Source organism: Protofrankia sp. CiP3 (assembly GCF_917627345.1).
GTDB lineage: Bacteria > Actinomycetota > Actinomycetes > Frankiales > Frankiaceae > Protofrankia.
Map to the genome: position 1 here is coordinate 43235 of NZ_CAKJTM010000022.1, position 10736 is coordinate 53970.

Annotated in this window: 9 protein-coding genes; 2 read left to right on the forward strand and 7 right to left on the reverse strand. The window is 66.1% G+C overall.

The features are described 5' to 3' along the window. Positions 1-524: 524 nt before the first annotated feature. Entirely contained in the window at positions 525-2633 is a 2109-nt protein-coding gene (locus MJ797_RS11015) for a DUF4157 domain-containing protein (protein ID WP_239334223.1), read from the forward strand. 257 nt (positions 2634-2890) lie between these two features. On the opposite strand, the gene MJ797_RS11020 is transcribed toward MJ797_RS11015, so the two are convergent. From MJ797_RS11020 to MJ797_RS11050, 7 genes are all read right to left on the reverse strand, one after another. Then, complete coding sequence (locus MJ797_RS11020) at positions 2891-3433, reverse strand: PGPGW domain-containing protein (protein WP_239334224.1); 543 nt, start codon at positions 3431-3433, stop codon at positions 2891-2893. Between the two features lie 169 nt (positions 3434-3602). Beyond that, the gene (locus MJ797_RS11025; RefSeq protein WP_239334225.1) at positions 3603-4322 is read right to left on the reverse strand and encodes a response regulator; all 720 of its coding nucleotides are present in this window, start codon (positions 4320-4322) and stop codon (positions 3603-3605) included. Between the two features lie 216 nt (positions 4323-4538). Continuing rightward, on the reverse strand, positions 4539-5429 hold the full coding sequence (locus MJ797_RS11030) for a potassium-transporting ATPase subunit C (protein WP_239334226.1): 891 nt from the start codon (positions 5427-5429) through the stop codon (positions 4539-4541). 5 nt (positions 5430-5434) lie between these two features. After that, a complete protein-coding gene (kdpB, locus tag MJ797_RS11035; protein ID WP_239334227.1) occupies positions 5435-7624 on the reverse strand; it encodes a potassium-transporting ATPase subunit KdpB in 2190 nt (729 codons plus the stop codon). After that, the gene (gene kdpA / locus MJ797_RS11040) at positions 7624-9285 is read right to left on the reverse strand and encodes a potassium-transporting ATPase subunit KdpA (RefSeq protein WP_239334228.1); all 1662 of its coding nucleotides are present in this window, start codon (positions 9283-9285) and stop codon (positions 7624-7626) included. Before kdpA ends, kdpB begins: the two co-directional genes overlap by 1 nt. Further along, positions 9286-9375 carry a K(+)-transporting ATPase subunit F gene (kdpF, locus tag MJ797_RS11045; RefSeq protein ID WP_239334229.1) on the reverse strand — a complete coding sequence of 30 codons (90 nt, stop codon included), beginning with the start codon at positions 9373-9375 and terminating at the stop codon, positions 9286-9288. Beyond that, complete coding sequence (locus tag MJ797_RS11050) at positions 9372-9524, reverse strand: hypothetical protein (RefSeq protein WP_239334230.1); 153 nt, start codon at positions 9522-9524, stop codon at positions 9372-9374. The genes kdpF and MJ797_RS11050 overlap by 4 nt, the downstream gene beginning before the upstream one ends. A gap of 412 nt (positions 9525-9936) precedes the next feature. Here MJ797_RS11050 and fabI point away from each other — a divergent pair, with 412 nt between their 5' ends. Beyond that, complete coding sequence (gene fabI, locus MJ797_RS11055; protein WP_239310783.1) at positions 9937-10710, forward strand: enoyl-ACP reductase FabI; 774 nt, start codon at positions 9937-9939, stop codon at positions 10708-10710. The last annotated feature ends 26 nt before the right edge of the window (positions 10711-10736 follow it).

Genomic DNA, 10736 nt, shown 5'->3' on the forward strand with positions numbered 1-10736 from the left:
ACCTTCCACCGCCACGCCTACATGAGATAGACTAGTGCCACGTAATGACGACATTTTTGCTCGAATGCATTGTCAACAATTTTCGACATCGGAGAATCATCAATGATCCTCGATCAAGAAACCCCTAGAGTGGCAAGGCATATCAACATCATTAATCATTCTTGCCGATATGAATTCGACAATTGTAGATAACCGGAATAACAAACAAGATCTTTTTGTTACGCGGCACTGGTGCCGCGTAATGTACGCAAATTTCGTTACGCTGAGTCATAGCTGCTGTTCACAGTTTGGTCGATTATGTAATCCTGCAAAGATGCCGCCATTACACGGCACTAGTTTGTATATTTTTAAATATCTTCATCGGAGGTTCCGCGCGCGTGAGAGACTACCAGCACCCGCCCGACAGGACGCCGCTCCAAGCACGACGCTCGAGCCGGCCGGCCCACGGGGCCCCGGGTGATATCGGGTCGGCCGCGGCGCTGCTAGCTCTGCAGCGCACACTGGGCAACGCCGCCGTGACCCGAATGCTGCAGGAAGCCGGGCAGATCGATAACGCGGACGGCGGGCACGGGCAGTCGGCGGGGAGTTCGGTCCACGCTGTCCTGCGCTCGTCCGGGCGGTCGCTGCCCGAGCCGGTCCGCGCCGAGATGGAGGCGCGGCTGGGCTCCGACTTCTCTGACGTGCGCTTGCATACCGACCCGGTCGCCCAGCGGTCGGCCACCGAACTCGGTGCGCGTGCCTACACCTCTGGCAGCCATGTGGTCATCGGGCGGGGTGGTGCTGACGAGCACACCCTGGCGCATGAGTTGATACACGTGACGCAGCAGCGTCAGGGAACCGTGATGGGCACCGATGACGGCTCCGGCCTGAAGATCTCCGACCCGTCTGATCGCTTCGAACGCGCGGCGGAGGAGACCGCCAGGCAGGTGATGTCAGCCCCCGCCCCCCTCCAGCAAACGCCTGGAACCCGCACTCACTCCCATTCCGACCGTGGCGGCGACGTACCCGTACAGCGGGTCCGGCCGAGCACAAAGCCCAACAAGGGCAAGAATGCGGAGGTGGTGAAGCCAAGCGGCAGCTCGCAACCCGATGACGGCGGAGAATGGCATACTGCCACGGAGGAGGATGTCGTCGGGGGTTCGAAAGCTTTCAAAAGGGAGCTGGGAAAGGAAAAAAAGGAAAAAAATGCGCCGGAAAAGGGAAGAAAATACGACATCGAGTTCACCAAGCCCAAGCTTATTGGGCCGAAGCAGGCCAGCGGCGAGCCCCAAGCCGGTCCGGCGTTCGTGGCCACGGTGCCGGTCAGGTACAACACCAACCTGACGGATCTGATCGAAAAGTATAAGGAAGCGACTAAAAAACAGAATGGCAACTTCGCGCTCGTGCTGGGCGTCAACTGTGGCGGCGACGGCTCCGACCGCGGCACCAGTCGCACCAAGGTCGACGAGGCCATCAAGGGGCTGGGAGAGCCTAAAGGGCTGACATTCCCGATCGCGGTGATCGGATTTATCTGGATCAATAATAAAAAGAGCCAGGCAAGGGACCAACTTGACCAGAAGAATGTCCCCTACGGTCTGTTCCGTGAGATACTGGCCCGCCACAGGTGTACCACGGATTTCATAGAAGAGGTGCGCGCTCGCAGCAAAGACGGGGTGGTCTACCTCCACACCGGTGATTCCGACGTGCACTCGTTAAAAGTCCCGCCTGGCAAGGCAGATGATTCCAAAAAAGCCCCGTCTGACAAGGCCGGTGGTTCCGAAGAAGGCCCGTCTGGCAAGGCCGGTGGTTCCGAAGAAGGCCTGTTTGACAAGGCCAGTGAAATCCTCTCCGGGCGCGGACTCGAGCCCAAATCCAAGCCCAAATCCAAGCCCAAATTCCCCGACTTGGCGAGTGGCGGATACACCGTACCCTCCGACAGCGGCACCGCCCGCAATGCCGCCGAACTCGACATAAAGGTCCGTGAGGCGATGGCCGGCGTCGATCCGCGCAGCGTGTACTTCCCTGAGCCGAACACCTTTATAAAGGTGCCGGATTACGGCCACCTCCCCGATAGCGTCAGCTTCGGCATCGGCGCCAAAGAGGGCCAGCAGCTCGCCGACGACGTCCGCAAGTACGCCACCAACATTAATCCCGCTAAGGATAATAAGGAGATTTCGGTCTTCGATACCAGACTGATGATTACCACCAACGCGGACCGGATCGCCGGCAAGATCGATGAAAAAAACGAAAACGAGCTGGTCGAGGTCTGCAAGCTGGCCCAGAGCCACGCCAACCGGAAGACCTGGTCCGACCAGATGGAGCACTACCTGGACATCTACCACGCATACACCGACCAGCGCGGTATCAATAAGCTAACAGAGCTGACGTTCCAGGGCCTGCGAGTCAAGAGCGGGGACGACATCGAAAAACTCGAGCCGTTCGACAAAATAGTGGGCAATCTCAAAAGTGACCCGAAGTATAACCAGCTACCAGGGGAAGCATGGAACCTCGCGGAGGTCACGCGTAACGCGCTCATCAATAAACTAAAAGAGATCCACGAGGAATCAAAAAAGATCGACTCCACCAATGCCCAGAAGCCACCCACCGCAGGTCCAAGCCGTGGGAAAAAACAGGGCGGGGCCAAACGGTCGTAGTTTTGTCTTCCAGTCTGCGAGCCTGTTTTGTGCAGATTCGAGGAGAATAATGGGTTTCGTACCCGGCATAACGGCATGCGAACTGCCGTTTTTGTCCCATGAAACCCTTTTGATCTAGAAGCAGGGCACTATGCATGCCACGCCGACGACGGATCGCGGTCCACATCGGAACGATCGACACCGTGGGCCCCACATATCAGGGTGAATCGTCCTAAATCTAGCGAGGAATATGCACTGACAAAACGGATCTATCAAGATCAAACGCCCTCTCGGGCAGGTGGTGGTTCACCTGGTTGGGAACCTCCAGCGGTGGAGGGAGAGACGGCCGACGCCCGCTCGCGGCGTTGTTGTTCCTCCGCCCGGTCGAGCAGCTGCGCCGGGGTCAGCCGGCCGGCGTTGCGCGCCTGTCTGGCCTGCCACAGACTCACCAGCATCGTGGCGAGAATCACCAGACCCCCGAAGACAAGGCTGCCGCCCGTCCACGCGGAGGAGAAGGGCAGCCCTTTCACCGTGATCCACACGATACCGGCGGCAACCATGCCAAGCCCGAACACGATCGTGAAGGCGGCTGACCACGTTGCCGCCGCGGCCTGGTCAGCAAGGTCGGCGGCCTTCTTCCGGGCCTTGTCGAACCGCCGACGGGCCCATTCGTACTCCAGGCTCAGGATGAAGAACCCCAGCGCGATGACGAGGAACCCCGGGCCGGGCAGGGCGAGCAACGCGACGCCCACCCCGAGCACGCTCACCCCGGCCGTGGTCACCGCGATCCGGCGAACGAGGCGAACACCCCTGTTCAACACCGCGGCACCGCCTTCCCACGGATCGTGCCGGTATCAATAACCGTCGGCGTCGACGCCGGTCCAGGCACGTCCTCGCCACGGTACCCAGCCAGCGGCACTGGAGGACGCGGGGCTCTCAATGATCGCTTCTCCGGGGCTTTCCAGCGGACCGACCTGTTGCCGGGCGCTCTTATGGCCGGAAGCGGCAGCCCATGCCCGGTTCGGTGAGCAGGTGGCGGGGGCGCGATGGGTCGGGCTCCAGCTTGCGCCGGAGCCGGGCCATGTATTCGCGCAGGTAATGGCTGTCTGGCGTGGATGGTCCCCACACCGTGGTGAGGAGCTGGCGTTGGCTGACCAGCTTGCCCGGGTGGCGTAGCAGGACCTCCAGCAGCGCCCACTCGGTCGGGGTGAGCCGGACGTCGCGGCCCTCCCCAGCCGGCACGGCCGGGCCGTGGGCGGCCTTCGCCGCGGGCACGGCACGGGTGACCGTATGGGCGGCGAGGTCGATCTGGCAGTTGCCGATGATGATCGGTTCCAGGTCCTCGCCGCCCGGTGTGCGGCGTGACACCGCGCGCAGACGTGCTAACAGCTCGTCGATATCGAAGGGTTTGGTGACGTAGTCGTCGGCCCCGGCGTCAAGCGCCGCGACCTTGTCGCTACTGCCGACCCGGCCTGACAGCACGATGATCGGGACCGTGCTCCAGCCGCGAACCCCACGGATGATCTCAACGCCATCAAGGTCCGGCAGGCCCAGATCGAGCAGGATGATGTCGGGCTGGTAAGAGCCCGCGCGGCGGAGCGCCTGCCGTCCGTCCTCGGCGGTCTGTACCTCGTAGCCGCGCGCATGCAGGTTGATGCGCAGGGCACGCACGAGCTGCGGCTCGTCGTCGACGACGAGGACCCGGCTCATGGCCGGCGCGCCGGATGCGCGGCCCCCGCTGCGGGGCTGGTGCTGGCCGGAGCCGCGCGCCCCTTGTCGGCAGCTCCGCCGACCGAACCATGACCGGGCATATCCGACTCCGTTCCTCGGCGCGGGCCACGCATCCGCGCCATCGGGTCAGGCACGGAACGGGTGCGCGGTGCCCCGGGTTTTGGCGGCTGTCACCTGGCCGCTGTCATCCGGCGACTACTGTGCAGTCTGCTCCAGCGCCCTGTTCAGGTTGAGGACGTTGACGGTGGGCTCACCCAGGAAGCCCATCGCCCGGCCGTGGACGTGGTCGTCGACCAGCGCGCGGACAACGGCCGGATCGAGGCCACGGGCCTTCGCCACCCGGTTGACCTGCAGGCGGGCATAGGCGGGGGAGATATCGGGGTCAAGCCCACTGCCACTGGCGGTGACCGCGTCGGCAGGCACCGCCGGTGTGGCGGGCGCGTCGCCACGCACGACGACCAGCTTGCCGGCGGAGACATCGTCACCGAAAGTGTGGCACTCGACCTTCATCCCGGCGAAACTCGCGATGAACGGAGCAGCCGGGCACTCCTCGTTGACACTGACCACGCGGGTGACAGTGCCCTTGTAGCCGGGCTGGTCGTAGAACACCGACAGGACGGCCCCGACGCCGCCAGGCGTGCAGTTCGGCCGCGACCCGTCGACGCCCTCGAGCGTGCCGATCGCGACGCTGCGGGCACAGACCTGGGTGAGCAGGCTCTGCTTGCCGGAATCGTCCTTCACGTTCGGGTCCGCCAGGGTGTCGACGATGCTTTCCGGGCCCAGGTTGCTCGCGCTGGTCGCGGTCGGGTCGTAGCCGCCGCCGGCCGCCGAGGGCCGGCTCTGGAAGTACTTCGTGATCGGGTTGCCCTTGCCGTCGGTGAACGACTGGCCGATCAGGCTCGAGCCGGCCACGGTGCCCCTGGCATCGCGGACGAACGAGCCGTCGGCCTTGTCCCTCAGGCCGGGGAGCTGGGCGATGGCGAGAACCAGCAGCGGGTAGCCCAAGCCGAGCAGGATGGTGAAGACGAGTATCGCCCGTAGCGCGGCGAGGTGCTGCCGGATCCAGACAGGGACGCGAGAGAACATGACAGTCACCGGGCTCCGGGGATGAACTGGATGGCCAGATCGATGAGTTTGATGCCGATGAACGGAACGATCAGCCCGCCGAGACCATAGAGGCAGAGGTTACGGCGCAGCATCCGCGAGGCGCTCGCCGGCCGATAGCGCACCCCGCGCAGAGCGAGCGGGATCAGCGCGATGATGACCAGAGCGTTGAAGATGACCGCGGACAGGATCGCCGACTGCGGGCTGTGCAGCCGCATGATGTTGAGTGTGTCCAGGCCCGGGTACACCGCGGCGAATATCGCCGGGATGATCGCGAAGTACTTGGCGACGTCGTTGGCGATGGAGAACGTGGTCAACGCCCCGCGGGTGATGAGGAGCTGCTTGCCGATTTCGACGATCTCTATGAGCTTCGTCGGGTTGGAATCGAGGTCGACCATGTTGCCGGCTTCCTTCGCCGCCGACGTGCCGGAGTTCATGGCGACGCCGACGTCGGCCTGGGCCAGCGCGGGAGCGTCGTTGGTCCCGTCGCCGGTCATCGCGACCAGCTTGCCGCCCTCCTGCTCCCGCCGGATCAGCGCGAGCTTGTCCTCGGGGGTCGCCTCGGCGAGGAAGTCGTCGACCCCGGCCTCCTCGGCGATGGAGCGGGCGGTCAGCGGGTTGTCACCAGTGATCATTACTGTCCGGATGCCCATCCGCCGCATCTCGTCGAACCGCTCCCGCATGCCCTGCTTGACGATGTCGCGCAGGGCGACGATGCCGAGGACCCGAGCGGTCCCGTCCGTGGCCTCGGCGACCAGCAGCGGGGTGCCGCCGGAGGCGGAGATGCCGTCCACCAGCTCGCCGGTGTCCGGCGGGATCGTCCCGCCGCGTTCGGTGACCCAGGCCATGACGGAGCTGGCCGCGCCCTTGCGGACCTCGCTCGCCGGCTGGCCCCCGGCGGTGCCGCCGAGGTCCACCCCCGACATCCGGGTCTGCGCGGTGAACGCGACGAACCGTGCGTGGGTCAACTCACCGGGGGCGCGTTCCCGCAGGCCGTAGGTGTTCTTGGCGTAGATGACGATGGAGCGGCCCTCGGGCGTCTCGTCGGCCAGCGAGGACAGCTGCGCGGCCCTGGCCAGCTCCTGTTCGTCGGTGCCGCCGACCGGGAGGAACTCGCGTGCCTCCCGGTTGCCGATTGTGATTGTCCCGGTTTTGTCCAGCAGCAGGGTGTTGACGTCGCCGGCGGCTTCCACGGCCCGGCCGCTCATCGCCAGCACGTTGCGTTGCACCAGCCGGTCCATGCCGGCGATGCCGATCGCCGACAGCAGCGCACCGATCGTGGTGGGGATCAGGCAGACCAGCAGCGACACCAGCACGATGCCGGTCACCCCGTTGCCGCCCAGCGCCGAGGTGTCGGGGATACCGGGCTGCTGTGCTTTCGAGAAGATCGCCAGCGGCTGCAGCGTCGCGACCGCGAGCACGAAGACGATCGTCAACGAGGCCAGCAGGATGTTCAGCGCGATCTCGTTCGGGGTCTTCTGCCGGTTCGCGCCTTCCACCAGCGCGATCATCCGGTCGATGAAGCTCTCTCCCGGCTTCTGGGTGATCTCCACGACGATGCGGTCGGACAGCACCCGGGTGCCGCCGGTCACCGACGAGCGGTCGCCGCCCGCCTCGCGGATCACCGGCGCGGACTCGCCGGTGATCGCCGACTCGTCCACACTGGCGATGCCCTCGACGACGTCTCCGTCACCGGGGATGAACTCGCCCGCTTCGACGACGACCCGGTCGCCTTGGCGTAGCCGCGGTGCGGGCACCTGTTCCTCGCCGCCCGCGGGCGTCAGGCGCCGAGCGAGGGTGTCGGTCTTCGTCCGCCGCAGCGCTTCGGCCTGTGCCTTCCCGCGGCCTTCGGCGACCGCCTCGGCGAGGTTGGCGAACAGCGCGGTCAGCCACAACCAGATGACGATCAGCCAGGCGAACGCCGTCTCGTCGCGGATCGCGAGCACCGTGGTGAAGACCGCGCCGATCTCGACGATGAACATGACCGGGTTGCGGTAGAGCGTCGCCGGATTCAGCTTGCGCAGCGCGTCCGGAGCGGAACGCCACAGCTGTTTCGGGTCGAGCAGCCCGCCCCGCACCTGGCGCGATGGCCCCGGCTGCCCTGGGTGCGCCGGCTGCGCCGGGTGGGCTGGGATGTCAGGCGGTGACACGGGCGCTCCGATCGCAGTGGTGGACATCAGTGCAGGCCCTCCGCGAGAGGCCCGAGCGCGAGCGCCGGGAAGTAGGTGAGTGCGACGACGATGACGGCGACGCCGGCGAGCATCCCGGCGAACTGCGGCCGTTGGGTCGGCAGTGTTCCGGCCGAGATCGGCACCGGCTGCTGGCGGGCCAGCGACCCGGCCAGGCCGAGAACGAACACCATCGGCAGGAACCGCCCGGCGAGCATCGCGATGCCGAGCGCCGTGTTGTACCAGTTGGTGTTCACGGTGATGCCGGCGAAGGCGGAGCCGTTGTTGTTCGCCGCTGAGGTGAAGGCGTAAAGGATCTCGGAAAGGCCGTGCGCGCCCGCGTTGAGCATCCCGGCCCGCTCACCGGGCCGGGCCATCGCGGCCGCCGTGCCGATCAGCGCGACCGCCGGTGTGGTGAGGATGTAGAGGGAGGCGAACTTGATCTCCCGGCTGCCGATTTTCTTCCCGAGGTACTCAGGCGTCCGTCCGATCATCAACCCGGCGACGAACACCGTGATCACGGCTAGGACGAGCATGCCGTACAGCCCCGACCCGGTGCCGCCCGGAGCGATCTCCCCGAGCATCATGTTCACCAGCAGCGTCGCCCCGCCGAGGCTCGTGTAGGAGTCGTGGAACGAGTCGACCGCCCCGGTGGAGGTCATCGTTGTGCTACTCGCGAATGCGGCCGAGTCGGGTATCCCGAACCGGGTTTCGGTGCCCTCCGCCGCCGCGCCGACCGCGCTCGGCACGGTGCCGTGGTGGGCCATCTGGAAGCCCGCGTTCACCGCGAAGCTCGCGATCAGCAGGCCCGCCATCACCGCCACGATCGCGAGCCCCTGGCGGGTGTTGCCGACCATCCGGCCGAACGTCCGCGGCAGCGAGAAGCCGATGAGCAGCAGCAGATAGATCTGGAGCCAGTTCGTCCAGCTCGTTGGGTTCTCGAACGGGTGCGCGGAGTTGACGTTGTAGAAACCGCCGCCGTTGGTGCCGAACTCCTTGATGGCCTCCTGGCTGGCCACCGGGCCACCGGTTACACTCTGTGTGCCGCCGACCAGCGTGGTGACGGCGCGGTTGCCGTGCAAATTCTGGACTGCGCCGCCGACGATCAGCACGACCGCGGCCACGACGGCGACCGGCAGCAGGATGCGCAGGCAGGTCCGGGTCAGGTCGACCCAGAAGTTGCCGACCTGGTCGGTCCGTTTGCGGGTGAGGCCGCGGACCAGCGCGATCGCGACCGACATGCCGACCGCGGCCGAGACGAAGTTCTGTACGGCGAGACCGGCCATCTGCGCGAGATGCCCGAGCGTCGACTCACCGGAGTACGACTGCCAGTTCGTGTTGGTGACGAAACTCACCGCCGTGTTGAACGCCTGGCCCTGCTCCATCCCCTTGAAACCGAGGCTGAGCGGCAGCCGGCGCTGCAGCCGCAGAAGGGCGTAGAGGAACAGCACGCCGACGACGGAGAACGCCAGCACGCTGCGCAGGTAGGTGCTCCAGCGCTGGTCGGCCTCGGGATCCACCCCCACCAGCCGGTACACGGCGCGTTCCATCCGCAGGTGCCGTTTGCTCGTGTAGACGCGGTACATGTAGTCGCCGAACGGCCCATAGGACAGAGCAAGGGCGCCAACGAGCACGACGACGAAGACGAGCCCCGCGGTCGTTGTGTTCATCTAGAATCTCTCCGGGAACAGGAGGGCGACCACCAGGAAGACCGTGGTCGCGGCGGCGAGGACCAAGCCGACGATGTTTTCCGCGTTCACAGCTTTTCCGCCCCTTTCGCGGTCAGCGCGAGCAGCGCGAAGACCACGACGGTGATAAGCACGAACAGAACGTCACGCATGGGTGCTCCTGGCCTTCGAGTCGGTCGGGCAGGGGATGTCCGGTGGCCGGCCGCCACTGGGCTCGTCACACGGGCAGCGGCGGGATGCCGGCGGGATGCCGGCGGGATCGAAACGGGCGGGAGCCGACCAGCCGCTTGCCCGGTCGCGGCTCCCGCGAGCACGAGCCGCGGATGCCGTCCGCCCGCAGGCGCGGACCTGCCAGCCCCGCGGCGCACCGGACACCGCACACCCCTTCAGCTCACGGCAGCCGCCCTGGTCTGCCGTCGGTCATGCTGGACCACGCGGGCGGCACATGCGGCCGGCGTTGACGCCCTGTGTACGGTCATCCGGAAAATTCCTACGCCGTGTTGACGCCGGCCAATATGATCGAATCGATCATGCTGTGGGTGCGCGGTCGTGCGGGACCCACGGCTGGCGGCGGGTGAATTTGTCGGTGCGGCGTCTCGCCAGGCACTGGTGATGTTTGACAGGATGCCGCCTGTGAGTGGACTCCTTGTAGGTAAGCGCATCCTTGTCACCGGCGTCCTGACCGATGCGTCCATCGCGTTCGGGGTCGCACGGATCGCCCAGGAACAGGGCGCGACGGTGGTGCTGACAGGCTTCGGCCGCGGGCTGTCGCTGACCCGGCGGATCGCCAGGCGGCTGCCTGCCGAGGCGCCCGTCATCGAGCTGGACGTGACCGACGAAGGGCACCTGAGCGCGTTGTCCGACCGGGTGCTTGAGCACACCGACGGGCTGGACGGCGTACTGCACGCGATCGGCTTCGCACCCGAATCCGTGCTGGGCGGGAAACCGTTCGTGGAGGCCCCCTGGGCCGAGGTCGCCACCGCGGTACAGGTTTCGACCTGGTCGCTGGCCGCCCTGTGCCGGGCGGCCCTGCCGCTGTTCAGCGAGCGGGTGTCGGTTGTCGGGCTCGACTTCGACGCGGCGGTGGCCTGGCCGTCCTATGACTGGATGGGGGTGGCCAAGGCCGGCCTGGAGTCCGCCACCCGCTACCTCGCCCGTGATCTTGGTCCGCGCGGGGTGCGGGTCAACCTGGTCGCGGCGGGGCCGCTGCGCACGATGGCCGCCAAGAGCATCCCCGGGTTCGAGCGGTTCGAGAGCGTCTGGGACGAGCGCGCGCCACTGGGCTGGAACATCCACGACACCGGCCCCACGGCGCAGGCCTGCGTGGCGCTGCTGTCGGACTGGTTCCCCGCCACCACCGGGGAGATCATTCATGTGGACGGCGGTGTGCACGCGATCGGCACCTAGCCGAACAAGAGCGACCGAGGATAGGA

Excerpts from the sequence above, each read along its gene's own strand:
- MJ797_RS11025 (WP_239334225.1), bottom strand. The coding sequence starts at position 4,322 with ATGAGCCGGGTCCTCGTCGTCGACGACGAGCCGCAGCTCGTGCGTGCC.
- kdpA (WP_239334228.1), bottom strand. The coding sequence starts at position 9,285 with ATGAACACAACGACCGCGGGGCTCGTCTTCGTCGTCGTGCTCGTTGGC.
- MJ797_RS11030 (WP_239334226.1), bottom strand. The coding sequence starts at position 5,429 with ATGTTCTCTCGCGTCCCTGTCTGGATCCGGCAGCACCTCGCCGCGCTA.
- kdpB (WP_239334227.1), bottom strand. The coding sequence starts at position 7,624 with ATGTCCACCACTGCGATCGGAGCGCCCGTGTCACCGCCTGACATCCCA.
- MJ797_RS11015 (WP_239334223.1), top strand. The coding sequence starts at position 525 with ATGCTGCAGGAAGCCGGGCAGATCGATAACGCGGACGGCGGGCACGGG.